The following is a 25,225-nucleotide window of genomic DNA, read 5'->3' on the forward strand; positions in this document are numbered from 1 at the left end:
TTCCCGACCGCCCAAAGGCAAGCCAGATCAGATGTCACCTATCCGTGCAGCAGTCCCGAGCACCGAGATGCACTGGCGGGTGTCACCGAGGATGCTCACCGCGTCGGGGTTGTCGGCGAGGCCGGCGGTGATCTGCGGGGTCAGGTCGGCGGCACCGGTCGGGATCGTGACGACGTTGAGGGCCACGCCCGCGCGCTGGAACATCGGGTCACCAAGCGCCTTGACCGACGCGGCCGCGTCACCGGAGTCGCCGATGATGAGGCTGACCTTCTTGAGGCCGTCCTTCGCGGCGGTGGCGGCCTGGCCGGCGAGCACCGCGACGATGCCGCCGGAGAGCATGAACGAGCCGGGCGTCGCCATCTCGGCCTGTGAGACCGGAGCCTGTGCGACGTAGGGGATTCCGGCGCCGGCGACGATCGGCAGCATCACCGCACCCTGCGCACCGAGCGGTGACACGACGACCGAGACCTTCTCCTCGACCATCTGGTTGGCGCACTTGGTCGCCGAGGCCGGCTCTTCCTGCTGCTTGCACACCACGAGGTCGATCTTGTGCCCGCCGATGCCGCCGCCGTTGTTGTTCAGGTACTCGACGGCCGCTTCACCACCCTCGCGCACCATCGGCGTCGTCACCGCACCGCCCTCGGGCGTGATGAATCCGATCTTGATCGGGTCGCCGGTCGCCGCGTTGCTGGGTAGCGAGCTGGTCTCTCCGGCGCTCGAGCTGTCCGAACTGTCGTCGGTGCATGCCGTGAGTGTGCCGAGAGTCAGGACGCTTGCGCAGCCGAGGACGGCGGTCGTGCGAACGACGCGTTTGAGTGCAACTGGTGATTTCAACTGCGATCCCTTCGATAGGAGATGACGCCCGCCGCGATGGTGCTGCCCGAGCAGGTGAAAAGTCGTCGGCGTCGTGGTGACTCTAAACCCGCACACTGTCGGTTATGAGTAGTTCCGTGAAAGTCGTCGTGCCTTGCTTTCGTTGAGGCACAGTGGATTACAGAGCCCAATGCGCGACGCGCACGTCGAGGACACGGCAGCCGCCCCACCCTGCCGGCGGAGTAGCTCGACCGCGAACACGGCAGCCGCCCCACCCCGCCGGCCGAGTGGCATCAACCGCGGACACGGCAGCCGCCCCACCCCGCTGGCCGAGTAGCGTCGACCGAGCGCAGCGAGGACGCTGCGTATCGAGGTCACCGTGGCCTGCGTCACAGTGGACCTAGAGGCAAAAGTTAGACCACCATCCAGAAATCGGTGGGCGAATGTAAGAATTGGCCCCCAGGAGCGCCACCGGGCTGCTCGACGACCCCCGACGGAGGCAGGCCGATGACCGAGGTTGCACCCGTCGGACGTCGCGAACGGAACAAGCAGCAGACACGCGACCGGTTGCTGGTCGCGGCCCGCGAACTCCTCGCCACCCGCGGCACGGCTGCGACGGTCGAGGAGATCGCGGAGCGTGCCGAGGTCTCCCGCGCGACCTTCTTCAACTACTTCCCCAGCAAGGATGATCTCGTCACTGCGTTGTACGCCGAGCTGATGAGCGTCTTCGGGCGCGTCGTCGACTCGATGCTGCGACGACCGGTCAGCACCCACGATCGCGTGGTCGGCGTGTTCATCGACTTCGCGCAGTCATCGCTGGCCGACCCCGACTACATGCGTGTGGTGACCGGAGAGATCGAGCGTCTGGCGACGGCGTCGGAGGGGCTCGGCGAGCGCAGCCATCTGTTCACCGCTCAAGTGCGACGTCTGATCGAGCCGGGCCTGGAACAAGGCGACGTGCGCACCGACCATCCGGTCGAGTTCCTCGCCCAGATGGTGGCGGCGATCTACCTGTCGACGATGCGATACTGGCGGATCGATCCCGACCTCGACATCACCGAAACATTCGAGCGCGCAGGACGATACGCGGCCGAGTCGATCGTTCCTCGCTGAGCGTCATTCGTCACCCGGTCGCGGTACCTCGTTCTCCCAGCGTGCGCGACGCTCGTCGTCGGTCTGCTCCCACCAGGGAGTACCTCGCTCCCCCAACGCGACTTTCGCGGCCTGGACGCCGGCGCGCGACTCGGGGGCACCCTGTGTCCGTTTCACGTCCCGTCGCCACGCCATGAGGATCGACTGCAGTTCGGATCGGCGCTCGTCCGGAATGAGCGGGTCGGTGGTACGCCACTTGCGACCGTTGATCACCACGTAGCGGCCGTCGGGGGTGCGCTCTGGATCCGTCATGGGTCCACGGTGCCATGGGCACGAGTTTCTCCCCCGCATAGCTCACTGCGAAGGTCCGACCGTCGGCGGATGACGATCGACGAGGCGATCGGCCATGCTCGCGACATCATCGCCGAGCAGGGTGCCGGAGCGGTGTCCATCTCCGAGATCGCCCGCCGGATGCAGATGCGACCCCCGTTGCTCTACAAGTACTTCCCGTCGCTGACTGCGCTGTACGACAGCCTGTTTGAGGCGGGGAATGTCGAACTGACCCGGTACGTCGACGACGCACGCATCGGCCATGAGCCAGGGTTGGATCGGCTGCTCGAACAGTCACGGGCGATTGTCCGATGGTCGATGACCGAGCCCGGGCTCGCCGCGCTGTTGTTCTGGCGACCGGTGCCCGGTTTCGAGCCCAGCGACGCGGCATTCGCCCCCGCCCGGGCGCTCGTGGGCCAGGCTCGAGAGGATCTGGCGACCGCGGTCGCGCGCGGTGAACTAAACCCTGCCGCGGACTCCGATGATGCGCTGCGTCTGCTCACGTCGGTCGTCTCGGGCATTGGTTCACAGCAGATGTCGAACGAACCGGGCGTCACCTACGAATCAGGTGCTTACACGCGACTACTCGACGACGCCCTGCAGATGTGGGTGCGTCACTTCACGCCCTGAGCGAGCCTCGGGGCACTCAAGGAAGGAACCATCATGCGTCAGGATCTCACCAGCGACTCGGTGTCGCGCCACATCGACGCGAGCCCCGAAGAGCTGTACGACATCGTCTCCGACGTCACGCGCACACCCGAGTTGTCCTCGGAGATAGCCGATGTGAAGTGGCTCGACGGGGCGACCGGTCCGGCCGTCGGTGCGCGATTCCGTGCCCGCAACAGCGTTGGCCGCGGACCGGACTGGTTCAACAAACCCGTCATCACGGTCGCCGATCGTGCGCGTGAGTTCGCCTTCGAACGGACGGCATGGATCGGCGGCACTCTGCGGTGGAGCTACCGGTTCGAGCCCGACGCGACCGGAACGACGGTCACCGAATCGTACGAAGTGACCGAGCCGCTCAATGCATTCGGATGGTTCCTGATCGGCACGCTCTACGGCCTCAAGGACCGGAAAGGTGATCTGCGGCAGGGTATGACGGAAACCCTCGAGCGGCTGGCGGTGATGGTTCGGCAGCCGGCCTGAGGCCTGTTCAGGCCGGGTCGGCGAACGTCCCCGCATGCACCGTGGCGTCGTCGCCGAGTGGTCGTCGGAGAGACCACCGTTCGGTGAGGGTGCTGGCAGCCATCCTCCACTCGTCGTCCTCGACGACGTACTCGTCGTCGTACTCCCCTGTCATCACGGTCTCGGTACGGTCGATCAGATTGACCTGACGGAACTTCAGGGTCCAGCGCCCGGTCGCGGTGGTCTCCGACGTCAGCGTGATGTCGGGATGGAAGCCGTGGTGCATGTCAAAGATGACGTACTGTCCGTCGACCTTGTGGAGAGCGACCTGCTCGAAGATCTTCGCCATCGGCTCTGCGTCGTCGAAGGTGCCGAGCGGGCCGTAGTCGATGCGTGCTCCGTGGGCGATGAAACAACTGCGAAATCCGTTGACGTCCTTCGCGTCACATGCACGCCAGTATCGGTGCTTGAGTTGAGTGATGGCTTCGATTCGGGCGAGGTTGTCGAGGCGTTGCGTGAGGTCGGACGGCATAGTTCCACCATAGGCTGCCGCAAACGCCACGAGGTTTCGCCATTTCAATCTGGATTGGAGCTCGCGGAGCGGGTGGCCTCGCACCTCCCTGGCCTTCACTGCAGGTGGATAGGTGGGAGACACACGGAAACGAACCCACCCTGGTTCGAAGCCGTCGGGCATGAATTCAGGTGTCAAGGCGAACTGGTCCCCAAAGATGGTGAGCAAGCTCAGGTCTTCGTTTATATGCACAGCCGTCGGCCGGATGGAGACAGTCCAACGACCACCCAGGTCGATGAAAACCACCTCGCCGCGGGCCTCAACCAACTGCAACTCCAGATAGCCGTCAAACGCACGCGGTGGTGGAGCTTCGGGGAACTCCAGCCTGACCGGGGTCACTTCCTCGTAGATGTGGAAGAACTGCTGGACCGAGCCACATACGAAATTGCAGAGTGCAGATTGCACGGTTCAGCCTCGATTCTTAATCTGTTGCACTAGTTGATGACCAGTCCGCAGTGCCTCTACGGGTCAAACACATCCAGTACGACTATTTCGCGTCCGCGGCATCACGGCGCGGGCCCATGCCACCGTCGTTGGCGGCCACTGCAGCTTTCCGTAGAGCCGATGAGCCCGCGTCTCGCGCCGTCGCCACCTCGGGGAAGTGCGTATCGACCTCAAAGGTTATCCGGCCATACTCATATCTTCTATCGAGAAGACTTGAATGAATGCGGATATGTCGACCCGTGATCATGAGGGCGGATAACTCTTCTGAAAACTCGTACTCCAGTGGAGAGAGCTCCATGAGAATGCCGTCCCCCAACGGAATCTGCACTTGAACTCCATCACACCGAATCTCACCGAGCTTGTAGTAGTAATCGTACGGCTTTCCGAAATTCCCATCGGGTAGCTGGAGGTTTATAACAAATGAACTATAGACCGAGAAGAATGTTTCGACGGCTGTGCGAGTGGCTAGAATCAGCTGTAGGCTCAATTCTTCTCCTTCGACGATTTAACCGATGATCCACGAGTGCGGAATGTTCAGCCAGGTCCCGAAGACCATTTGATACCCACCACCGAGAAGCGCACTACCTCCGATCGGTACAGGACGTCCACCCAGCGTGAATCTTCCGGTTGCTCCGAGCTCCTGCTGCTCTACGGGACGTTCGAGGAAGACCGTCACGTTGCGCGACGTGTCAAGCGGCCGAGGGCCTCTGTTCGTACCCATTCATCGTCGTCGTGCGTTAGTTCGCGCAGCAGTTCGACACTCAGCTTCGGATTGCGTGCGATAGCGGCGCGGATCCTCGGGTTTGCATCCGAGACCAGGAGCCGCGCAATGGAGTCGCTCTTGCCCGCGGCGCGTCGCATCGCCACCCAGAACCTGACGTCAGGGTCGTCATCCGCAGCAAGGACACGGAGAACCTCATCCGGCGAAGTCTTGTTTTGGGCTACAAGCGCGCGGAACTGGGGGTGGGCGGCGACGACCTCCAGCCAAACATCTGTCGGCGCTTCATCGTGAATCGCACGATCTTGGTCGTCCGGATCCTCGCTGTCCCACAGTGCGAGATATTCGGCAACGGACTCGATCAATTCAGATCCTTCCACGGTATGAACTTGCCAACCGGTCCCTTGTGCTTCCCGCGGATGAACGTACCGTACTCATCTGCGTCGGCGATCCAACGCAATCCGCGACTGTCCTCTTCGAAAACCTTCCACACAACTCTTCCGTGGCCCGCTGTGTCACGTGACCACCAGAGCCCGTCCGTCTTACTCTGATCGTAGGTATGTCCACCCAGTTTCTTGGTCTTGGCTGTCCCTTCCTTGGTGATCTCCCAGAGTTTCCGCTCCGGCGTCGATTGCTCGGAACCGCCTCGGTCGTCGCATGCGCCAGTGGGTGAGAGACCGAGTGGGTCAGACAAGACCGTCGGATTAGACGGATACGCGTGCGGATTCGGTGCCGGCGCGAGGCCGAGCGGGTCGGAACTTAGGTAACGGCCGGTGTCTGAGTGGTAGTAGCGGTGGCGGTTGTAGTGCAGGCCGGTCTCGGTGTCTAGGTATTGGCCTGGGTACGACCATGGTGTCGATGCACCCGTCCAAGAGGTTGCGCCGTATAGAGTCCGAACCGATCGTCCCGCGACCTCCCCGCTGTCCGGATCGATGAGGGCGGTCGGCGCTGCGATCTGGTCGGTGACGACCGCGAAGAACTCGCGGTCGATCTCGGTCTGCGTCCAGCGGCGCGCCGAGGGTGGCGCAGCGGAAATGCCGTTCCCGAGGTTGAGGCTGAGATCGCGGTCCTGGTCGTCAGCGTTGGTCGAGTCTGCCGCGTCGTCAGCAGGGCCGATCGGCTCAGAAGTGACCGTCTGTGCCAGCGGGGCGTACGCGGCCGGTGAGTAGGTCCAGGTCGTGGCCCGTAGCTGCTGGTCGTGGCCGGACACGACGTCGGTCTGCTCGACGAGGTGCTCCCCGTGCCAATGGAAGCGCGTGGTCTCACCGGTCGACTGGTTCGTTTTCGACAGTCGCCGTCCCACGTGGTCGTAGGTGTAGGTCCACACCGTGCCGTCCGGCGTGGTCACCGACCGCAGATGATCGTGGGCGTCCCAGACGTAGTGCCACACATCCGGTTTGCGCGAGAGTCGGCGCCGGCTCATCGACACGACGCGACCGGCAGCGTCGTAGCGGTAGGACGTTCGGCCGTCGTCGACGAGGAGAGTGCCGGAGTAGCGGCGGCGGTGGCTCTTCGCGCCCTTCGAGGCTCGGCTAGCGCCTCGCACCTCAGGGAGCGGAGGTCCAGCGTCGGCAAGCACCTCAGGGAGCGGGGGCTGGTCGCCGCGACCGGAAGACGCGTAGTCGGTGATGTTGCCGGTCGCGTCGTACGAGAATTGCTCGGTCCCAGCAGGACTGGTGGCCTCAACGACCCGACCGAGCACGTCGACCCGGTAGTCGGTGCGACCAGCGGTCAGTGTCGACGTCGAAGTGGTGAGAATCCCGTCGGAACGGTAGCGGTACTCGGCAGCTGCGACGGTCCGGTCGGGGGGCTTCTCCCCCACGCTCGCACCGGGGCCGAGGTTCAGCGCCGCCGGGCGCTCCGATACTGCCGCGACGGAACGTCCGGTGAGGCGGCCCACCGGATCCCACGTCGAGTCGATGGCCGAGCCCTCGAAGCGCCGCCGCTGTTCACGGCCGGTCGGGCTCGTCGTGATGTCGCAGGAGCGTCCCGCACTGGACAGGAAGTCGAGGACACCCCGCGGGTCGTAGCCGTACCGGGTGCTGACCCCGGTCGGCGATCTCAACGACGCCAGTCGTCCCGCGCCGGTCCAGGCGGATTCGATGACCCAGTCGCTCTGACCGTCGTGAAGACCGGTGAGCTGCGGCAAGCCCGCTGCCGTATAACTCGTATGCCAGCGTCCGAAGACACCGGTCGCACCGTCCAGTCGCCCTGCCGCGTCGAAGCTGTATTCCGTTGTCTCCCCGTCGAGATCGGAGTTCACCGGATCAGCAGTCAGGTCGCTGATCAGGCGCCCGGCAGCATCGTAGGTGAAGAACACCGTCTGCCCTGCGGCGTTCGTCCGTGATCCCAGCCGACCTTCGTCGTCGTAGGTGTAGGTCGTTGTCGCGTTGTTGAAGTCGGTTTCCGTCGCCAGCCTGCCGTCGGCGTTGTAGGTGTAGGTCCACACCAGGTCGTCGGGGTTGGTGACCGCGACCAGGCGACGTGTGGCGTCGTAGCTGAACTCGGTGCGCGACCCGTCGGCGTCGATGCGTGCGACCGGCAGGTCGTAATGTCCGTACTCCCACCGGGTCACCGCGCCGACGGGATCGGTGTACGCGACACAGTTGCCTTCGCCGTCGTACTCCCACCGCGACCGACCGCCATCCGGCGCCGTGACACTTGTTCGGTTACCCATCGCGTCGTAGGTGACGACGGTCCGTGCGCCTTCGGCATCGACGACCTCGGTCGGTCGCCCGTAACCGTCGTAACTAATCCGCGTGGTGTTGCCGAGCGTGTCCGAGATTGCGACCGGAAGCCCGGCGGCGTTGTTGCGATAGCGCACGACGACGCCGTCGGGGCCGGTGCGCGACGTCAGCGCGCCGTGCTCGTCATACGTGTAGCTGGTGACCACACCGGCGTTATCGACGACGCTGGTCGGTAAGCCGTTGTCGTCGTGACCGATTCGTGTCGTGATGCCGCCCGGTTCGACGATCCGCACTGGCTGTCCGGGTCCGGCGTAGGAGACCTCGGTGACCTTCCCGTCGGGCGCGGTGATCTGCTCGACGTCGCCGAACGCGTTGTAGTGCAGCAACGTACGCGCACCACCTGGGCTGGTGACGGAGAGCGGCTGACGGTTGGCGTTGTAGTCGGTCGCGGTGACGCGTCCGGCGGGATCGGATTCTTGGCGCACGCGTCCGTCGGTGTCGATGCCGTACACGGTGGTCGCGCCGACGGCGTCGCGGTAGGTCGTGTACGAGCCGAGACCATTTGGGCGGAGATGATACTCGAACCGGCCCGACCAGACACCGTTCATACCGGACTGGATTGTCACGCGACCGAGGTCGTCGTAGCGGTTCCAGTACTCCATGCCCAGCGAGTCACGCCACCAGGTCATCCGCCCGGCGTCGTCGTAGCCGAAATAGGTTGTGCCACCGACTGCGTTGGTAACCGCCGCGAGATTGCCCTGGTGATAGTCGAAGGTGCACAGCTGCTGGTCGACCGGGATACCGTCCAGACCTGCGGTCAGCCGGTAGCCGAGGATGCGGGCGCCGTCGCATCGCACCTTGATCCGGTATCCGGCCGAGTGTTCCACCGCCGTGGGTCGCCCGCGGTCGTCGAAGATGAACTCGATCCGATTGTGGTGGCGATCGGTCATCGCCGAGACCGCGATATCCCCGGCGCGCACATCGACCCCGTTGAGTTCGGGGATCGGAACGAAGAACCAGCTCACGCGGTCGCGGATGTGGGTGACCTGATAACCGCCCGTCGGGGTCGTCCGCAGCTCCCAATCGGTCGCGTTGACACTCCGCGACACCGAATCACCCTCGGGCTTGGGGAAATTCGTCAGAGTGCCGTCGGCGTCGACGATCGTGACGAGTTCGTCGCCGACGATGGCCCGCGCGTCGAAGGTCGACGGTGTCGTCGGACCCATCCAGCGGCCCCACCGGTACCGCGACCGATGCCGATGCGTCAGGCGCAGCGGCAGTACGCCCGGTAGCTCGACGTCGGTGAGCGGCAGGAAGTACTCGCCCGTGGCGACGTTGACCGGTTCACCGTTGCTGCGGCACTGCGACGGTGCCTCGTTGCCCTCGCTGGTATCGGCACGATCGGGAGCGCCTTCGTCGGTGCGCCCGGGGTTCGCCGGGTTGTGGGGCTCCCGGGTGTCGTGATCGATCTCGGGCTTATCCGAGTCGGGACCATTCGACTGGTCGGGGTTGCGCGGCGACGAGGGCGAATCCGGCGTGGTGTCGCGGTGATTCGGTGTGGGCGAACGATCAGGTGTGATCGGACGGTCCGGGAACACAGCCGGCGGGATCGGCCGGTCGTCCGGCATGATCCGCGTGTTGGTGGGGTTGCCCGGATCGCGGTCGGGAGTGTGTCGGACCGCGGGTTCCGGCACGTTGTGAGCGTTCGACGGAGCCGGCCGAGCGCCATCGCGTGCAGGGGTGGCGTGGTCCGGGGTGGTCCGCGCGAGTGTGGTGCGGTCGGGCGTGTGATCGGGTGCCCGTGGAGGTGCGGCAGGCGTGTCGGCTCTGGCGGCAGCACCAGGACTGACCGGTGCGCTGGTGGGCTTCGGCTGGCCTGCGTCCGGCACGGCGTGTGAAGGAGCGTGCGGCCCCGACACAGGGTGCGGTCCAGAGACAGGTACGACCGGCGTCCCGTTTGGTGACTGACCATCCGAGGGAGTTCTCGTCGAGGCGTCGGGTCCGTTGTGTGACCCGACAGGTGACTCGGGATGGACCGTCGGTGTCGGCCGTGCGTTGGGCCCGGGTGTGTTCGCATCCGGACGAGCAGGGTGTGGTCCAGGCGACGCGTTGTCGTCGACGGGTTTGGACGGATCGGGACCTGAAGGTTCGTCGTTGCGCACGACCGGTTGCCCTATGCCGTCGCCATCCGATTTGGTCGGTGCATGGTCAACACTGGTCGGTGTGACGTCGCTTCCGCGGGCATCTGGGTCGTCGTGATGCCCCACGTTCTGTCCGTCGCTGTCACCGTCGTTCTTGGTTGACGGTGAATCGCCACCGGGACTGTGTTCGACGGCGGGTGTGGTCGTTTTACCGCGATCAGGACCTGGCGGGTCGTCATCACCTGATCCCCTACCGCCCGGTGTGGTGTCCCCCGCGTCCGGTGTGGACGCGTCCGGTGCGTCTGTTCGCGTCGCCGAAGGGGCTGCCGGTGTGGATGTAGGAGCTGGGTCACCTGAGTGTGGCGAGGTCGGTGATGGACTGTCGAAGGTACCGCCGCCGACGGGTTGATCGGGCGTGGCGGAATCGGAACGTGGTGTGGGCGAGTGCGGTGGCCCCGCTGCGGGTGTGGGTTCGGGTGGAACCGGTGGCGGGGCAGCATGATCTGGCATGGGGGCCGAGGACGACGATTCGGAGTGGGCTGGCGTTCCGGGACTGGGACCGGGGTCGGGCTCTGGTGGAAGCGGTCTCTCATGAGTGGGTAGATCGGGTCCGTGGTGGACAGGCAGATCTCGGGACGGGGTGGCTCCAGGTGTGGGCGCCGAGCCGTCGGCAGATGCCGAGTTGGGCGCAGACGGGGTGGGAGACGTCGGGTCGGTGGGCGCCGGCGCATCGGGCGCTGTTCCGGCGTGCGGCCTGGTGGACGGTGTCGGTACGTCGGGCGCCGCTTTGGTGAGCTTGAGAAGTGACAGACCTTTGGGTCCCGGAGCGGCAGTCGCCGCCACATTTCCGAGCAAGGTGCCGAAGCTGCTCGCCGGATCGGTAGACCATCCGCCACCGACAAAATTTCGGACAGCGGCGTCGGGGTGGGCTACCTGGTTGGTGAGACCAATGACCAACCCGGCGGAGTTGCGTACGTACTGATGCGGTCTGGCGACGTTGTACGGATTCTGCGGGGCGAGCATCCACAGCGACTTGAACATCTCGGTCCCCGCGCCGATGAGCCCGAACTCGAAATGGTTGAACGCTGTGACGGCGCCAGTTCCGATGTCTTTCGCCTCCATCTGGGCTTGTTCGAAGGCCGAGGGCATGGGCGGCGCCAGGTTCGCGGCCGCGCTGAGTTCGGACTTCGTACCCGGCGCAGCCGAATTCCGGTGATCCCGACCGATTTTCAGAACCCGTCGCGCCTCGCTTTGATACTCCGGCCAGGGATTCGGCCCAGGGTGGACGGGCGGTGTGTCGCGGCGGTCGTTCCGATAGTCGTCGAGTTCGGCGTTGTAGGTTTCGGCCTTGGCTTTCCATTCGTCGCGTCGACTTTCGCCCTCCTCCCAGATCCGGATGGCGTCGGCCGCCTTCTGCTGGGCGAACTCGACGACACCGGCCCATTTCGTCAAAGCTGCGGCGGCATTCGACGCGGCTTCGGCGGCGGAGAACCACCGCGGAACCTGCTGGCCCATGGCGTCGTGGAATCCGTCAGCGCCGGCGCCGACCCAGTTGCCGGCCGAGATTCCGCGGAGTCCTTCTCCGGCCTTCGTGAAGTTGCCTGCGAATCCCTCGAATGTGCCTGCGGCTGCGGTGATGGCGCCGGGATCCCCGAGGATGAGCTCTTTCGGGTCGTTCGTCTTTCCCAGTTCTTCCTCGTCGGGCATGGCGCCCATCGAATTCGCGATGTCATCTCCGAAGTCCTCGACTTCGATCGCGATCTTCTCGAGCCCTACTGCACGAAGACCCTTGCCGACGAGATCGGTGGCACCGTCGACGAGTCCGCCGACGAGTTCCCGTCCGCCCTCGAGGATGCCTGAATGGATCCATTCAGGCGACCTCAGTCATGCGGTGTCCCAGCCGAATCTGGCGCTCGAACCGTACGTTCGTCGCCCGGGGGCTCGCCGGCCGTGAAGCCATCTCTCTCGAAACCGTCCATGGTGTCGTCGATCAGGGTTCGCGGGTCCATCTGGTGACGCTTGATGGTCGCGAGGTCATTCAAGAAACTCTCGCGGTTCTCCTCGGCGAAGTCGAGGTGACGCTGTTTCTCGGCGTCGCTCAGCGACCATTCCGGATTCGTCAGCACGTTGCGGTTGTGGTCCCACAGGTCGCCCCACGACATCTTCTTGATGTCCTCGGCAGTCAGGCTCGGGTCACCGGCGATGTCCATCACCATGTCTTTGAACTGACCTTCGGCCCACTTCTCCTCGCGCTCATAGTGACTCGCCCCGAGTCCGAGTCCGCGCGACAGTTCGGCCGCGCCTGTGACGAGCGCCCGAACGCCCCATTCCCAGCGATCGCAGTATTCCTCGAGTCCGGCTTTGGGATCGGCGTGACCGATCGACTTGCCGTCGAGGTCGAGATCCCCGTACCCCCGGCCGAGCGCTGCGGTGTACCCGGCCGCGGCGCCGGTGTCCCCGAGACCGTCGATCACGCCGTTGATTCCCTCGCCGGCCTTCTTGATGTCGTCCGGATCGACAGTCAGTTTCTCGGTCATCGGATGATCTCGCCCTCGTCGTCGTAGTAACAGTGCGGGGTGAAGTCCTTCAGCGGAGGGAAAGTCATCTGCGTGGGTGTCATCGGGTCGACGACGAGGCCCGTCGGTTCGGGGGCTATGTCGAGCACCTCGTCGATCAGTGCCTGACCCTGGACGTCGATATAGGTGACCTCGGCGGGGTCGCGGTCGGTCAGGTCGGCGAAGTCGCGCAGACGCTGGGGCGTGGTGAACGCGAGCATCCATGGCAGTCCGCCCTGGACCAGGGTGAAGAAGCGTCCGTGGACATCGAGCGGTACCGATAGGTGCGCCTCGCGCAGTGCGTCGTAGAGCTTCGGAGGGTCGCCGAAACCGGACAGGTACGCGCGCACCTCACCTGCATACGTGACAGTCACCGAATCCCCCGACATTCATCCCCGTGCCGGATGATGCTAGTTCACCCGGCGCGGGTCCTCACGGCGGCTGTCCACAGGACCGATTCCGCGGTCGACGAGCCACCGCGTCTTCCGTGGCGCCTGACTGGACGTTTACGCGACGACGGTCTGTCGAAGTGACCTCGCCCACTATGAGCGCCACTTCTCAGGGTCTACTTAGGTCTCTGTGGGTAACCTCGCCGTGTCCTCGCCGATATCAAACTGTTACCGAGACGGAAATGCTGTGCCTCTACACCGACTGAATGCCCACAACTCTATCCACGCGTTTAACTCGACCTCGCGGAGCCGCCGACCCGGCCGGCATCGCGCCACCGTGCCGACCACCGTGAACAAGGCGGTGCGAGCGGGCGCGCTCACCGCATTCGTCGGCGCTCTTGGTCTGACCGTCGGCAACGCTGCCCAGGCAGCCGCGCAGCCCGCGCCTCAGCCGAAGATCGCGCTGCCGGAGAGCGTGAAGATGCCGGCCGGTCTGGTCCTGCCGCCCGAGGTCGACAAGTTCGCTCGCGACATCCTGCCGCCGTCGGTATTCACTCCCGCCGTGCCCGGCCACCCGGGCATCCGCAAGGCCGTCAAGCCGGTCAGCGGCACCGTGACGTCGGGCTATGGCCCGCGTTGGGGCACCAATCACAACGGAGTCGACATCGCCAACAAGATCGGCACCCCCATCTACGCCGTGACCGACGGAGTCGTCCTCGAGTCCGGCCCGGCGTCGGGCTTCGGGCAGTGGATCCGCGTGAAGCAGGACGACGGCACCATCGGCGTCTTCGGCCACGTCGACCAGAGCTTCGTCCGCGCCGGCCAGCCGGTGACGGCCGGTCAGCAGATCGCCACCGTCGGCAACCGCGGCCAGTCCACCGGCCCCCACCTGCATTACGAGGTCTGGGATGCGAACGGCAACAAGATCAATCCGCAGGTGTGGCTGAACCAGCGCGGCGTCCACCCGTGACGGACGCTTCTTCCTGAGTCCTAACGTCGGAGCCGGCGTGTACTGCGAATCGCGTACACGCCGGCTCCGACTGCTAAGACGACCATCCCGGCCAGCACGGAGGTGAGCGGCAACGTGAACGCCACCACCACGCACCCGATGACACCCACCACGGGGATGGCTCGCGCGGGACGGTTCTCCTCGCGGGTCAGCGTCAGCGCCGACGCGTTGGCGACCGCGTAGTAGAGAAGTACGCCGAACGACGAGAACCCGATGGCCGCGCGGACATCCGCGGTAGCGGCGACCACGGCAACCACCGCCCCGACCACCAGCTCGGCGCGATGCGGAACCTGAGTCCGAGCGTGGACGGCGGCCAGCGTACGCGGCAGGTGACCATCGCGGGACATCGCGAGCACGGTCCTCGAGACACCGAGGATGAGTGCGAGCAGTGAACCGATCGCCGCAACAGCAGCGCCTACGCGGACGACCGGGACCAGCCAGTCGACGCCTGCGGATTCGGCGACAGCCGTCAATGGTGCTGCGGCGTTGCCGAGTTCATCAGCCCCGAGAACGCTGAGCGCCGCGGTCGCGACCAGCGCGTAGACCACGAGGGTGAGTCCCAGCGAGATGCCGATCGCGCGGGGAATGGTGCGGGCGGGGTCGCGGACCTCCTCTCCCAGCGTCGCGATCCGGGCGTAACCGGCGAAGGCGAAGAACAGCAGGCCCGCCGCCTGCAGCACGCCGAGAACGCTGGCGTCCGAGCTGAGCGTCAGACGGTCGGGGGTGGCGACGTCCGATGTGAACGCGGACACCACCACCGCGGCCAGCACCGCCAGGACGAACGCGACGATGATCCGCGTCAGCCACGCCGCCTTCTGCACTCCCGCGTAGTTCACCGCGGTCAGGGCGACCACGGCGGCAACCGCGACGGCGTGGGCGTGCTCCGGCCACACGTAGACCCCGACCGTCAGCGCCATCGCCGCGCACGACGCGGTCTTCCCGATGACGAACGCCCAACCGGCGAGGTATCCCCAGAATTCGCCGAGTCGCTCCCGGCCGTACACGTAGGTGCCACCCGAGACCGGATAGAGAGCCGCCAACCGCGCGGAAGATGTTGCGTTGCAATACGCTACGACGCCCGCGAGAGCGAGGCCGACGAGCAGCCACGAACCGGCAGCGGCGGCGGCCGGCGCGAGAGCGACGAAGATCCCGGCACCGAGCATCGCCCCGAGCCCGACCAGTACCGCGTCGTGGAGACCGAGTGCCCGACGCAGAGGGGCCTGGGAGTCCGTCATCGAGTTCCTTCGTTCGGTGGTCGCACGACGCTGTGGATCCGCGCGGAATCATACGGGGTGATGTCGCGAGGCCGCTACTCAGTGTCGGGCCTCGGGCTGGGCAACCGCCATCCGAAGGTCGCGGTCGGCGGCGCATCTTTGGCGTACAGCCGCGCCGGGCGACCACCACCGACCCGGGTTGCCGGGTTGCCCTGGGCGTCGACCTGTGGCGCCAACAAGGGCTGAACCCTCCGATTGAATGAATCGCGCATGAGGCGTCGCCCGAGGATCGCTTCGTGCAGTTCCCGCAGTTCGGACAGCGTGTAGGGCGGTTGGAGGAGGTTGTCTGGATCGGCCTTGTCCTCGTAGCGGTCCCGCAGATTGTCGGTGGCCGCTGCAATGATCTCGGCGTGGTCGTAAAGGACCCGCTCCCCCGACGCCAGCCTGCCGGTTGACGTCACGGGCGCGAGTTCGCCGGTGACGTCGGACAATTCGGCGGCCGGCAGAGCGACCGCATGCGCGACCGAGATCGTCCACCCGCGAGGATCCCGGTCAGGATCACTAAAGACCGCCAGAAGGTGCGGCCGCACGTGATCGGGCGACAGCCCCAGTTTGAGTTCGAGCACCTCCCGCACCGTCTGCTCGACGGTGCGCCGTTCCCGGACGAACCGCCCCGGCAACGCGGCCCTCCCCTGCTCGTCCCGCTGGATCACCACATTCAGCGTGGCGTCGGAGACGGTGAGGACCGCGATGTCGACGGCCACGTTCGGTCGTGGGTAGTCGCTGAGCGTCGTCGAACCGGTGGCCACGAAACAAAAGACTATGCGAATGTCTGCGCAAAGGTCTATTCTCAGAAACGCGCAAAGTCGCCGTCTCGCTCCGATGCCGGGACGGAGGAAGGAATGACGATGAAACTCTCCGCTGCTCTGGACGTCGAGATGGTGGCCCACGAGACCGCCGATGAAGTGACCGTTCTGCTGGAACTGCAGGTTCCTGCCGGGCCCGAAACCAACCGCACCCCAACCGCTGTGCAGGTGGTGCTCGACCGGAGCGGGTCGATGTCGGGTGGCCCGCTCGAGGGTGCGAAGAAGGCGCTCGCCGGCGTGGTCGCGCAGCTGGATCCGTCGGATGTGTTCGGCGTAGTGACCTTTGACGACGACGCCCAAGTCGTCGTACCGGCCGCTCCCCTGTCGGACAAGCAACGCGCGGTGGATGCGATCGGTTCGATCGAGGCGGGTGGCTGCACCGACCTGTCGTCGGGCTACCTGCTCGGCCTGCGGGAACTGCGGCGTAGCGCGCACGCGGCCGGAATCTCTGGTGGCACAGTGCTGATCATCAGCGACGGCCACGTGAACAGTGGGATCCGCGAGGCCGACAAGTTCGCGAGCATCACCTCGAAGGCCGCGGCCGACGGGATCGTCACCTCCACGCTCGGGTACGGGCGCGGCTACGACGAGTCGCTGCTTTCGGCGATGGCGCGGGCGGGCAACGGCAACCACGTCTTCGCCGACAACCCGGACGCCGCGGGCGCGGCGATCGCCGGCGAGGTCGAGGGCCTGCTGTCGAAGTCGGCGCAGGTGGTGACTCTCACCGTGCACTTCGTCCCGCAGGTGACGGAGCTGTCGCTGTACAACGACCTGCCGGCGCATCAGACCGCCGACGGCGAGGTGATGATCGAGCTCGGCGACTTCTACGCACTCGAGGAGCGGAAGCTGCTGCTGCGGATGAAGGTCGACGGGCTTGCTGCGGTGGGGTTGGCCCAGATCGCGACCCTCGAGCTGCGGTATGTGGAGACTGCGACACTCACCGAACACACGGTGTCGCTGCCGATTTCGGTGAATGTGGTTCCCGGTGACGAGGCTTCGGGTCGCGTTCCGGATCCGAAGGTGGAGTCCGAGCGGCTGTACCAGGAGGGGCAGGCGGCGAAGCTCCGAGCGTCGGAGGCGTTCGAGGCCGGCGACCTGGATGCTGGCAACGAGCTGCTGGGCGAGTCGGCGTCGCAGCTACGACGGGCCTCGGCGTTCGCGATGCCCGAGGAGCACATGCTGATCGAGCAGGAGTTGCGGAGTATCGAGGCGTTGGGTGCGCAGGCCAGGGTCGAGGGTGCGGGGTACGCGTCGAAGATGACGCGGGACTCGTACCACCTCGCGAATCGGAAGCGGGGGCGTCGGCGGGGTTAGTTGATCTTCGCTGGGTGTGGCCATCGGGTACATGCGCGATGGCCACACCCCCTTTGTGCGGACCGCCCCTGTGGACGCGATGGCTCGTCGGCAGGTGTCGAGATCGAGGGAACTCGAAGGTTGGTCTCCACAGGTAGTGGGATCAGATGGCGGAATCAGCGAGCCGCGCTAGTCTGTTCGGCGAGGGTGGGGCGCCGTCGGGGCGCGCGAGCGTGAGGGGGACTTGTGTCGACACCGTTCTCGGACGACTCGTTGTTGCCCAAACCTGCACCGGCGATGCCGGTGAGTCCGCACGGGGATGAGTACTTACTGCGGTCGGCGCGGGCTCAGTGGGAGCGGCGGGCGACAGTGGCGGCAGACGCGGCCTCCGAGCTAAAGAAGGCCTTCAATTCCCTCTCGGCTCCTATAGAAGCTAATCATTTCGGGGAATGCATCGAGGGAAACCAGGTCTACGAGGCGTTCCTATCCGCGATTTCGAAGCTGGCGCAGGAGTGCCTCGAGCACGCAACGCGGGCAGAACAGCTCAGCGGGCAGTGTCGCGCCAGCGGGATGAGTTTCGACGATGCCGATCGACAGGGAGCGGTCGGGTTTGCCACGTAATCCTCTTACCACCAGGGCTATCCGTTTCGTTGCTTGCACAATTCTCGGTGTGATCTGCGCCGGGTGCACGACGAATGGAGATCCCATCGCCAGCGTCAGTAGCCCCGCAACTGCGCCTCCGACCTCAACGGCCGGGATTCGACAAACCGACGATGCCGGAAGGTCGTTGCCATTCACGACCGAGTATCCAAATCGGTGGAGCATCAACAACGACGGGACACCATACGAACCGTGTACACAAGTCTCCGACGAGGTCGTGGAACAGTTCGGTCTGCGCAGAGACTCAGTGGAGGACGTGGCAGGATCTGACTTTCAAACCGCGCGTGGCTGCAGATGGACGTACGTTGACGACGGAATGTCCTCGATCTCCCAGTTTGTTGGCAACATCCTCCGGCCCCAACTTGGTCTCGACGGATACAAAGCCAAGAACTCTGCCGGAAAAACTTGGTATCCAGATACATTCATCAATACCCGCCGCGTGCTTGTTGGGTCGATCGGGGCTGGCGTCTGCTCGGCCTACGTCCAGTCCGGTGGTGCTGTGGTCGTGACTACAGTTTCCAGATTCGATATCCCGCCCCCTCCGAGTGCCGAGGTATGTAGTACTGCGGTCGACTTCCTGAGGGCGACTATAAGTGAAATCCCGGCATGAGGACATGTCCCTGCACCACCCTTTCGTCCAAGGATGACCTACCGCGCGAAGTTGGGTTGCGACTATCCGGTTGCCCCGACGCAAACCAACTTGACCAACTCCGCCCGGTTCCGTACCCGCGTAGCCGTGAACACCCGGCTGACCTACTTCTTCACAGTGTCAACCCCCAGGTTGAGTATCGACGCGATCTCTTCGTTGGTATGCCCATCCGCAACGAGCTCCGCCAACTCGATCTGCCGCGGCGAAAGGCACTCCCGCCACGATGGGAGCGTCTGCCGGGTAGCAATTTCGCAACGTTGGACAGTTGCCGCGACAACAGCCCCATGGCATGCAACCGAACGCGGTCTGGTTCCTTACCCTCCGAGTCGAACAACCCGACCAGCCCATGACAGTCGTTCGCGAGGTCGAGATGCATCACGGATGCGCTGTGTAACTGCTTGCGGTACAGGAAGTCTTGCAGATAACTGACCGAGTCGGTTGCGAGCCCGCCGAGTTTGTCCGCAGAGATCGCCGGGGTCTTCGACAGCGCCGCACGCGACTGCGCGGACGCGAAGACATCCTTCGGGTACCACCGCGCTTGATACTCGTCGATGACCGGCGTGATCCGCCCAGTGACCACCGGGCTGGGATCCGAGAACGCGGTGACAAAGGTCGGACCGGTGAAGAAGGTGGTGTTCAGGCAGTCGTAGTGCTCGTGCAGCGCACCCATCAAGACGTTCTTGAACGCACGAGCGTCTCCGCCTCCGAGCATGCGTCGAGAATGGCGAAGACCCGTTCGTACTCGTCCACAGGCAGCGCGACCGACTGACTGGCCAACGTCCACTCCTCCCTACGGCACCAATCCCCGAACTGTACCGGCTCGAGTGTGATGCGGAGCACATGCAACGTCATGCAACGGTCGCACGCCCCGATGCCTTGGAGGCGCCGCGCAAACCGTCCACTTTCGTGCACTGTGGCACCAGTCACACTGTTTCTAGTCTCGGGGTCGTGGCCGACAGAACGTCGGCCGAGTAGATCGACAGGAGATCCCATGAGCAGGCTTCGTTTCGGATACTTCATGGCGCCGTTCCACGCACCCGGCCGCAACCCCACCGCAGCCCTCGAACGCGACCTCGACCTGGTCGAACACCTCGACCATCTCGGATACGACGAAGCCTGGTTCGGCGAACACCACTCTGCAGGCAGCGAGATCATCGCCTCCCCCGAGATCATGATCGCCGCGGCCTCCCAGCGAGCGAAGCGCATCCGATTCGGTACCGGCGTCACCTCGCTCTCCTACCACAATCCCTTGTGGGCGGCCGACCGCATCATGCAGCTCGACCACATGACGCGCGGGCGGACCACCTTCGGCGTCGGCCCCGGTTCCCTACCAACCGACTCCGCGATGATCGGCCTCAACCCCACCGACACCCGTGAGCTGTTGCAGGAGAACCTCGACATCGTCGTGCGACTCCTCCGCGGCGAGACGGTGTCCGCGAAGACCCGCACCCATGAGCTATACGACGCCAAGCTGCAGCTGGCGCCCTATTCAACCGATGGAATCGACGTCGTCGTCGCTGCCGTGGCTTCACCCACTGGACCTCGTCTTGCCGGCACCCACGGCCTCGGCCTGCTGTCGATCGGCGCGACACTCTCCGCCGACGGGTTCGACGCCCTCGGCCACCACTGGAACGTCATGGAGGAGCGGGCTGCGGCCAACAACGTCACCGTCGACCGCAGCAAGTGGACCCTCGCAGGGCCGTTCCACATCGCCGAGACCGAAGCCGAGGCGTACCGCCAGGTCGAGTACGGCATCGAGCAGTGGTTCGACTACTTCCAGCACGTCGCGGCGTTCCCTCAGATGACCGTCTCCGGAAGCAAGCTCACGGAAATGATCGACTTCATCAACGAGGCCGGCATCGGCGTCATCGGTACCGCTGAACAGGCGCGAGCTCAGGTCCAGCGGCTGTGGGATCAGTCGGGCGGCTTCGGGTGTCTGCTGCAGATGGGCCACGACTGGGCGAACCCGCAGGACACCAAGCGTTCCGCGGAACTCTTCGCGCAGGAGGTGTTCCCCCACTTCCAAGGTCAGGCGCAGGCGACGCTCGACGCCGCCGAGCATGCACGTGCCGTGCGGGAGGGCCATGCCGCGAAGCAGCTCGAGGCCGTTGACCACATGACGCGCAAGTATCAGCAGGAGCTGGCAGAGAAGTCATAGCTGTTCAGGTGTAGGTCGGTCGTCGTCGACACGCTCGACGACGACCGACTTCGTTGGCCAGCTGCTACACCCGCTTCGTGCCGCCGCCTTGACGCCCCGTGATGCGCACAGTCAGGTTTGGAACAATGCGAACATGATCGAACAAAGCCTCTGGATGCAGCAGGTAGCCGCGGACCCGGACCATTCCCACTGGTACGTCGAGCGCTTCCGCAAACTGGAGCGTGAAGGCAACGACGTAGTGGGCGAGGCCCGACTCATCGACGCGATGGCCGCACGCGGGTCGCATATCCTCGATGCCGGCTGCGGACCTGGACGGACCGGCGGCTACCTACACACAGTTGGACACCGCGTCGTCGGCGTGGACGTCGATCCTGTGCTCATTGCCGCAGCCGAGGAAGATCATCCTGGACCGCGCTGGGTGGTCCAGGATCTCGCAGAACTGGACCTTCCTGCGGTCGGTATCCCCGACCCGTTCGACATCGTCGTGTCCGCGGGAAATGTCATGGCGTTCTTGGCACCCAGTACACGAGTCACCGTACTGAGACGGCTCCGTAGCCATTTGCGTGACGACGGCCGTGCGGTGATCGGGTTCGGTGCCGGTCGCGGGTATTCGTTCGACGAGTTCCTGGCGGACGCCGGGATGGCGGGCTTCACCAGTGACGTGTTGCTGTCGGCGTGGGATGTTCGGCCGTTCACCTCGGACTCGGAGTTCCTGGTGGCGGTGCTGCGGCCGAGTTAGTTGCTGTCCCGAACGGGCAGCAAACTGATTGCACGTGGGCCATTTGTCCGGCCGCTTGGCTCACCGATCACCGGGCGAACTGCGAATTCTCCTGGCATAGAGGATCATTCGTGCAATCGCGACCAGCCTGTGGACAACATCCTCGATATCCCCACAAGCCCAGGTAACGTCCCGGGCGATTGAAGGGGGCAGTCGTGGAACTGACAGCGCATCTAGCAGCGCTGCGCGCAGTGTCGCAAGACGTGACAGCGCTGCATGGCGACGTCACCGAGGAATGGTCGACGATCACCAAGCGCGCCGAGGATCTCTTCGGCGTCAGCTGGTCTGGGACCGCAGCGGACTCGTATGCAGAGCCTTGGGCGAATTGCTGCGAAGGTGTGGATCACATTCTGAACGGCCTCAGCTCGACGGGGCGTCTCCTCGTCTCTGCCGCACAGGTCTACGCGGAGGGCGACACCGCTGGCGCGGAAGGCATCAAGGGCGCGACCCCTTTCACCCCCTTGAAACTGCCGTGACCTCCGACGATGCTTACCGCATCGAGTTGGCCGCGGTCGAGAGGTTCGTTAACGATCTCGTGAGATTCGCGACAACAGTCGACGAACGGATCCGCGCTCTGGATCGGCGAATCGACGATCTTCACCTGGACTGGAGTGGCGAAGGCGTGATCGCTCACCGAGACGCCCACCACCGGTGGAAAGAGGGAGTAGCAGACATCCGCGAGGCCATCGTCGAAGTCCGGAAGGCGGCAAATAGGTCGCACTCGGCGTTCGGCGGCCTGCAGGAGCATCAGCGAAAGATGTGGCCTTGACGCCACCTATCGCTGTTCGCCCGGCGACGTTCTCGACGGCAGCGGATGCGTTCTTGGATGTCCACGCCGAGATCGGCAGGACGGTCAACGACCTCTACTCTTCACTGCAGTCTTGCAGGCAGATGGCGGGCCAAGATGGGGCTGGACGAGCGTTCGCCGACCACTACGACAAGACAGTCAACGGCCAACAGAGCCTCCTGGCAGGTATCGCCCTGATGGGTAACGCGTGCGCCAAGATGGCTGAGCTGCTTGATGCCTCGGCGGTCAATCACGCGAACGTGAACAGCGCGATTGGACTATGCACGCCCGCTACCCCTACCGGGAATCTCAAGCAACTCGACAAAATTCCGACGCTGTCGTTGGGTTCCTCGTTCGGCGGGCCCGGAGAACCCAGCAACTGGGAGAAGCTGAGGGAATTCGTCGAAGGGGAAGTCTTTCCCGATGGAGATCCCGCCAAGCTCGAGAACGCCGGGGACGCCTGGACACGTGCGGCGACTTCTCTTCGCAGGCAGCAACAGGCCGTTCGCTCTGCGATAAAGCCGATTGCCGGCGAACGCTCAGCAGAGGTCGGCCCAGCTCAAGATCAAGCATCCTTGATCGACCAGCACCTTGGCGGGATTGCGGAGTCGTGCGATGCCACGGCCAAACTGTGCAATCAGTTCGCGGACGAAGTTCGTAAGACCCGCGACAGGATCGGCGACCTCGTCAGGGAGCTGACGTGTGAGCTACTGGTGGCGGCAGCTATCGGTGTCGCACTGGTGCTTGTGACTTCTGGGCTCGGTAGCCTGCTGGCAACCGCGGCGGGCGTGGCGAAAGCAACTCAAACAGGGGCGCGAATCGCGGGAGTGATCCGCGGGCTGATGGCCGCGGCCGGCCCTGTCCTGCGTCCGGCGGCTTACGTCCTGGATCCGGTGGGGGCTGCTGTTGGTGACCTGGGCGCACTGATGGGCGCTCGCGCGGCGATGTTCGGCATGAGCATGTCTAGAGGCTCCGTGCGGGCGGCCCAGTTAGCGGCAGCATTGGAGAAGATCCCCACCTGGGCTCATGACGAGCTCAAGAGAGCCGTCGATCCTGACTTCCTGCGCACGTCTTTGGAAGCCGGCGGCGTACCAAAAAACATCATCGACGATGCGATCGCCAGCAACCCGTACCGCAATATGACGCCCGAACAGATCTTGGAACGGTACTGGGACGGCAACGGCTGGGCGTACCCACCCAACAACGGGTTCAAGGGCGACTACCACGTCTCCGACAACATTCCCGAAGGCACTCGTCTGGACAGGATAGGTTCGAGCGATGGCGGATTCATGGGGCGGGACGGGGATTCGTACGGCGCGCGAGCGCTTCCGCCGGGCAAGTCCGGTGCGTACCACGAATACGTTGGCACGGGTAAGCAACTCCCTGATGAGTGGGAAGTCCGGCACGGAGAGGTAGCGAGAGCGTTCGATCGTGAGGGCGGGGGTCGCCAGTGGGTCGTGATCGACAAACAGACGGGTGATGAGATATCTGTCGGCGACCTGCTGGAGCGCGGTGTGATCGCACCCAGGACGCGTTGACATGAGTTCGACTTGGAGGGAAGAAATGGATCGCTGGCACGGCCTGGCAAACCTGTTCGCCTCGCTGGACTATTGGTCCGAGGTGCAGACGACGCTCGCTCAGCAAGGCGCCTTCGAGACTGCAGCGCCCCTGTTTGGGCGTCCGTATCTGGATGGCAACCGGTTGTTGTTCCCCCGAGGACCCGGCGCCGATCAGGACTCCGAAGGTTACACCGACTACTCGATTCACGACGTCGCCGACCACTTCGCACTCGAAGTATCCGGGCAGCGTCGAGGCAGAACATACGAGAACGTGGCGAAGGCGTGGTTCAGCGACTTCGCCGATATAGCGAAGTACTTTGTCGGTTCGAACGTTGCTAGCCGCACGCGCAGTAGGTATCGCCCGGCCAACCTCGAGATCATCAATCATCGGTGGCTGGACCGCGGGCCGGCGCCTCTCTGGGATCAAGTGAGAGAACCAAACCCGGGCGGATTTGATCGTGCGGTGAAGTACTTTCGTTCCGACCACCCTGAGCGGTGGTACTTCACCGTAACCACTGACTCGGACACGTCATTCATGCTGGATTTGCCTTGGCGCGAACTGAATTCCATTTTCAGCGAGGGGATACCGGGGATCGAGCACATCCCGTTTCCGAAATTCTCGGACGGCTGACTGTATCGGCCTTGCTGATCAGAGTAGTTGGCGACGACCGTCCACGAGCGGATCTTCAATCTCGACAAGTCCACAACCGACTCAGGAGGCGTGGCGTGAGCAGTAGCCCCGACAAGAGGAAACACAAAGACTCATCATGGATAAGTGGAGCGGTCTGGCAGACCTACTGTCGTCACTGGAGTACTGGTCGGAGGTTCAAACAACCCTCTCGAACGAAGGTCACTTCCAGGGTGCTGCCCCGGTGTACGGGCGTCCCTACCTGGAGGACGGGCGGCTGGTTATCCCCCGCGGGCCCGGCATGGCGAAGGACTCGGACGGCTACACCGACTACTCCATCCTCGACAGCGATGGGTACTTCAGTATTCGAAGCTCCGGCAGAAGTCGGGGGAATCTGTACGCGGATTCGCCGGAGTCGTGGTTTGGAATGTTCAGCGACGCGGCAAAGCATTTCCTGGCGCGTGAGGTGGCGCTGACTACGCGACTGCGTGTTCAGGGCAAGCGTCTCGAGATAGTCACTCGCAGATTGAAGAGCCTCGGACTTGCTCCCTCGTGGACGGAGGTCGCCCAGCCGAATCCCGGCGGGTTTGTTGACTCCAAGACGTACTTCAGGAGTGATGACCCAAGCAGGTTCTACATCACCGTCAATCCAGATACTGCAACTTCCTTCCTCCTCGACCTGAACTGGCGAGAGCTCAATTCAACCTTCAGCGAAGGAATCCCGGGTTTCGAGTACGTTCCACTGCCGAGCTTCAGCTG

Annotated in this window: 24 protein-coding genes and 1 pseudogene; 13 read left to right on the forward strand and 12 right to left on the reverse strand. The window is 64.4% G+C overall.

The annotated features are described in order from the left end of the window. Window positions 1–27 precede the first annotated feature (27 nt). Window positions 28–834 carry an ABC transporter substrate-binding protein gene (locus GOAMI_RS19225; RefSeq protein WP_006438256.1) on the reverse strand — a complete coding sequence of 269 codons (807 nt, stop codon included), beginning with the start codon at window positions 832–834 and terminating at the stop codon, window positions 28–30. 486 nt (window positions 835–1,320) lie between these two features. On the opposite strand from GOAMI_RS19225, the gene GOAMI_RS19230 reads away from it, so the two are divergent. Then, window positions 1,321–1,926: a TetR/AcrR family transcriptional regulator gene (locus GOAMI_RS19230; RefSeq protein WP_006438257.1), complete on the forward strand. Its 606-nt coding sequence runs from the start codon at window positions 1,321–1,323 to the stop codon at window positions 1,924–1,926. 3 nt (window positions 1,927–1,929) lie between these two features. On the opposite strand, the gene GOAMI_RS19235 is transcribed toward GOAMI_RS19230, so the two are convergent. After that, window positions 1,930–2,217: a hypothetical protein gene (locus tag GOAMI_RS19235; RefSeq protein ID WP_006438258.1), complete on the reverse strand. Its 288-nt coding sequence runs from the start codon at window positions 2,215–2,217 to the stop codon at window positions 1,930–1,932. A 69-nt stretch (window positions 2,218–2,286) separates the two neighbouring features. Between GOAMI_RS19235 and GOAMI_RS19240 the strand changes: the two genes are divergently transcribed. Together GOAMI_RS19240 and GOAMI_RS19245 are read left to right on the forward strand one after the other, a co-directional pair. Next, on the forward strand, window positions 2,287–2,865 hold the full coding sequence (locus GOAMI_RS19240; RefSeq protein ID WP_006438259.1) for a TetR/AcrR family transcriptional regulator: 579 nt from the start codon (window positions 2,287–2,289) through the stop codon (window positions 2,863–2,865). Window positions 2,866–2,898: 33 nt separating this feature from the next. Beyond that, complete coding sequence (locus tag GOAMI_RS19245; protein ID WP_006438260.1) at window positions 2,899–3,381, forward strand: SRPBCC family protein; 483 nt, start codon at window positions 2,899–2,901, stop codon at window positions 3,379–3,381. Window positions 3,382–3,388: 7 nt separating this feature from the next. On the opposite strand, the gene GOAMI_RS19250 is transcribed toward GOAMI_RS19245, so the two are convergent. The 7 genes and pseudogenes from GOAMI_RS19250 to GOAMI_RS19275 form a co-directional block, all read right to left on the reverse strand. After that, window positions 3,389–3,892, reverse strand: a complete 504-nt coding sequence (locus GOAMI_RS19250) for a nuclear transport factor 2 family protein (RefSeq protein ID WP_040005012.1) — start codon at window positions 3,890–3,892, stop codon at window positions 3,389–3,391. Window positions 3,893–4,418: 526 nt separating this feature from the next. Continuing rightward, window positions 4,419–4,862, reverse strand: coding sequence for a hypothetical protein (locus tag GOAMI_RS19255; RefSeq protein WP_006438262.1), 444 nt, complete (start codon window positions 4,860–4,862; stop codon window positions 4,419–4,421). Between the two features lie 185 nt (window positions 4,863–5,047). After that, the gene (locus tag GOAMI_RS19260) at window positions 5,048–5,458 is read right to left on the reverse strand and encodes a hypothetical protein (protein WP_006438263.1); all 411 of its coding nucleotides are present in this window, start codon (window positions 5,456–5,458) and stop codon (window positions 5,048–5,050) included. Continuing rightward, window positions 5,455–9,474 carry an RHS repeat-associated core domain-containing protein gene (locus GOAMI_RS23640; RefSeq protein ID WP_255219207.1) on the reverse strand — a complete coding sequence of 1,340 codons (4,020 nt, stop codon included), beginning with the start codon at window positions 9,472–9,474 and terminating at the stop codon, window positions 5,455–5,457. Before GOAMI_RS23640 ends, GOAMI_RS19260 begins: the two co-directional genes overlap by 4 nt. A 1,650-nt stretch (window positions 9,475–11,124) precedes the next feature. Beyond that, window positions 11,125–11,805, reverse strand: a pseudogene (locus tag GOAMI_RS23835) (WXG100 family type VII secretion target); the annotation flags it as partial. Continuing rightward, window positions 11,802–12,458 carry a hypothetical protein gene (locus GOAMI_RS19270; RefSeq protein WP_006438265.1) on the reverse strand — a complete coding sequence of 219 codons (657 nt, stop codon included), beginning with the start codon at window positions 12,456–12,458 and terminating at the stop codon, window positions 11,802–11,804. The pseudogene GOAMI_RS23835 and the gene GOAMI_RS19270, both read right to left, overlap by 4 nt. Then, window positions 12,455–12,850 (reverse strand): SseB family protein, encoded by a 396-nt coding sequence (locus tag GOAMI_RS19275; RefSeq protein ID WP_255219209.1) that lies wholly within the window; start codon window positions 12,848–12,850, stop codon window positions 12,455–12,457. The genes GOAMI_RS19270 and GOAMI_RS19275 overlap by 4 nt, the downstream gene beginning before the upstream one ends. A 352-nt stretch (window positions 12,851–13,202) precedes the next feature. Here GOAMI_RS19275 and GOAMI_RS19280 point away from each other — a divergent pair, with 352 nt between their 5' ends. Further along, window positions 13,203–13,835, forward strand: coding sequence for a M23 family metallopeptidase (locus GOAMI_RS19280; RefSeq protein ID WP_006438267.1), 633 nt, complete (start codon window positions 13,203–13,205; stop codon window positions 13,833–13,835). Window positions 13,836–13,855: 20 nt separating this feature from the next. Here the strand turns inward: GOAMI_RS19280 and GOAMI_RS19285 are convergent, their stop codons facing one another. Continuing rightward, window positions 13,856–15,109 carry an APC family permease gene (locus GOAMI_RS19285; protein ID WP_006438268.1) on the reverse strand — a complete coding sequence of 418 codons (1,254 nt, stop codon included), beginning with the start codon at window positions 15,107–15,109 and terminating at the stop codon, window positions 13,856–13,858. A gap of 74 nt (window positions 15,110–15,183) precedes the next feature. After that, window positions 15,184–15,897: an NUDIX hydrolase gene (locus GOAMI_RS19290; protein WP_006438269.1), complete on the reverse strand. Its 714-nt coding sequence runs from the start codon at window positions 15,895–15,897 to the stop codon at window positions 15,184–15,186. 99 nt (window positions 15,898–15,996) lie between these two features. On the opposite strand from GOAMI_RS19290, the gene GOAMI_RS19295 reads away from it, so the two are divergent. Beyond that, a complete protein-coding gene (locus GOAMI_RS19295; protein ID WP_006438270.1) occupies window positions 15,997–17,268 on the forward strand; it encodes a vWA domain-containing protein in 1,272 nt (423 codons plus the stop codon). 562 nt (window positions 17,269–17,830) lie between these two features. After that, window positions 17,831–18,517: a DUF3558 domain-containing protein gene (locus tag GOAMI_RS22730; RefSeq protein WP_081598274.1), complete on the forward strand. Its 687-nt coding sequence runs from the start codon at window positions 17,831–17,833 to the stop codon at window positions 18,515–18,517. Between the two features lie 143 nt (window positions 18,518–18,660). Here the strand turns inward: GOAMI_RS22730 and GOAMI_RS23650 are convergent, their stop codons facing one another. Beyond that, window positions 18,661–18,744, reverse strand: coding sequence for a helix-turn-helix domain-containing protein (locus GOAMI_RS23650; RefSeq protein ID WP_247603175.1), 84 nt, complete (start codon window positions 18,742–18,744; stop codon window positions 18,661–18,663). Between the two features lie 803 nt (window positions 18,745–19,547). Here GOAMI_RS23650 and GOAMI_RS19315 point away from each other — a divergent pair. The 7 genes from GOAMI_RS19315 to GOAMI_RS19345 form a co-directional block, all read left to right on the forward strand. After that, complete coding sequence (locus GOAMI_RS19315; protein ID WP_006438274.1) at window positions 19,548–20,714, forward strand: LLM class flavin-dependent oxidoreductase; 1,167 nt, start codon at window positions 19,548–19,550, stop codon at window positions 20,712–20,714. A gap of 133 nt (window positions 20,715–20,847) precedes the next feature. Further along, complete coding sequence (locus GOAMI_RS19320) at window positions 20,848–21,453, forward strand: class I SAM-dependent methyltransferase (RefSeq protein ID WP_006438275.1); 606 nt, start codon at window positions 20,848–20,850, stop codon at window positions 21,451–21,453. A gap of 194 nt (window positions 21,454–21,647) precedes the next feature. Then, window positions 21,648–21,968, forward strand: coding sequence for a WXG100 family type VII secretion target (locus tag GOAMI_RS19325; protein WP_006438276.1), 321 nt, complete (start codon window positions 21,648–21,650; stop codon window positions 21,966–21,968). Then, the gene (locus tag GOAMI_RS19330) at window positions 21,965–22,261 is read left to right on the forward strand and encodes a WXG100 family type VII secretion target (RefSeq protein WP_040005015.1); all 297 of its coding nucleotides are present in this window, start codon (window positions 21,965–21,967) and stop codon (window positions 22,259–22,261) included. The genes GOAMI_RS19325 and GOAMI_RS19330 overlap by 4 nt, the downstream gene beginning before the upstream one ends. After that, window positions 22,252–23,817 carry a TNT domain-containing protein gene (locus GOAMI_RS19335; RefSeq protein ID WP_006438277.1) on the forward strand — a complete coding sequence of 522 codons (1,566 nt, stop codon included), beginning with the start codon at window positions 22,252–22,254 and terminating at the stop codon, window positions 23,815–23,817. The genes GOAMI_RS19330 and GOAMI_RS19335 overlap by 10 nt, the downstream gene beginning before the upstream one ends. 1 nt (window position 23,818) lies before the next feature. Continuing rightward, window positions 23,819–24,469, forward strand: coding sequence for a hypothetical protein (locus tag GOAMI_RS19340; protein WP_006438278.1), 651 nt, complete (start codon window positions 23,819–23,821; stop codon window positions 24,467–24,469). 136 nt (window positions 24,470–24,605) lie between these two features. Continuing rightward, window positions 24,606–25,225: hypothetical protein (locus GOAMI_RS19345; RefSeq protein ID WP_006438280.1), on the forward strand; the 620-nt coding region annotated here is incomplete at its 3' end.

The organism is Gordonia amicalis NBRC 100051 = JCM 11271, assembly GCF_000332995.1.
Taxonomy (GTDB): Bacteria; Actinomycetota; Actinomycetes; order Mycobacteriales; family Mycobacteriaceae; genus Gordonia; species Gordonia amicalis.

Bases quoted from the DNA above. Each gene is read 5' to 3' on its own strand.
- GOAMI_RS19250 (WP_040005012.1), bottom strand. From the start codon at position 3,892: ATGCCGTCCGACCTCACGCAACGCCTCGACAACCTCGCCCGAATCGAA.
- GOAMI_RS19245 (WP_006438260.1), top strand. From the start codon at position 2,899: ATGCGTCAGGATCTCACCAGCGACTCGGTGTCGCGCCACATCGACGCG.
- GOAMI_RS22730 (WP_081598274.1), top strand. From the start codon at position 17,831: ATGCCGATCGACAGGGAGCGGTCGGGTTTGCCACGTAATCCTCTTACC.
- GOAMI_RS19285 (WP_006438268.1), bottom strand. From the start codon at position 15,109: ATGACGGACTCCCAGGCCCCTCTGCGTCGGGCACTCGGTCTCCACGAC.
- GOAMI_RS19235 (WP_006438258.1), bottom strand. From the start codon at position 2,217: ATGACGGATCCAGAGCGCACCCCCGACGGCCGCTACGTGGTGATCAAC.
- GOAMI_RS19230 (WP_006438257.1), top strand. From the start codon at position 1,321: ATGACCGAGGTTGCACCCGTCGGACGTCGCGAACGGAACAAGCAGCAG.
- GOAMI_RS19270 (WP_006438265.1), bottom strand. From the start codon at position 12,458: ATGACCGAGAAACTGACTGTCGATCCGGACGACATCAAGAAGGCCGGC.
- GOAMI_RS19240 (WP_006438259.1), top strand. From the start codon at position 2,287: ATGACGATCGACGAGGCGATCGGCCATGCTCGCGACATCATCGCCGAG.
- GOAMI_RS19340 (WP_006438278.1), top strand. From the start codon at position 23,819: ATGAGTTCGACTTGGAGGGAAGAAATGGATCGCTGGCACGGCCTGGCA.
- GOAMI_RS19320 (WP_006438275.1), top strand. From the start codon at position 20,848: ATGATCGAACAAAGCCTCTGGATGCAGCAGGTAGCCGCGGACCCGGAC.
- GOAMI_RS19295 (WP_006438270.1), top strand. From the start codon at position 15,997: ATGAAACTCTCCGCTGCTCTGGACGTCGAGATGGTGGCCCACGAGACC.
- GOAMI_RS19315 (WP_006438274.1), top strand. From the start codon at position 19,548: ATGAGCAGGCTTCGTTTCGGATACTTCATGGCGCCGTTCCACGCACCC.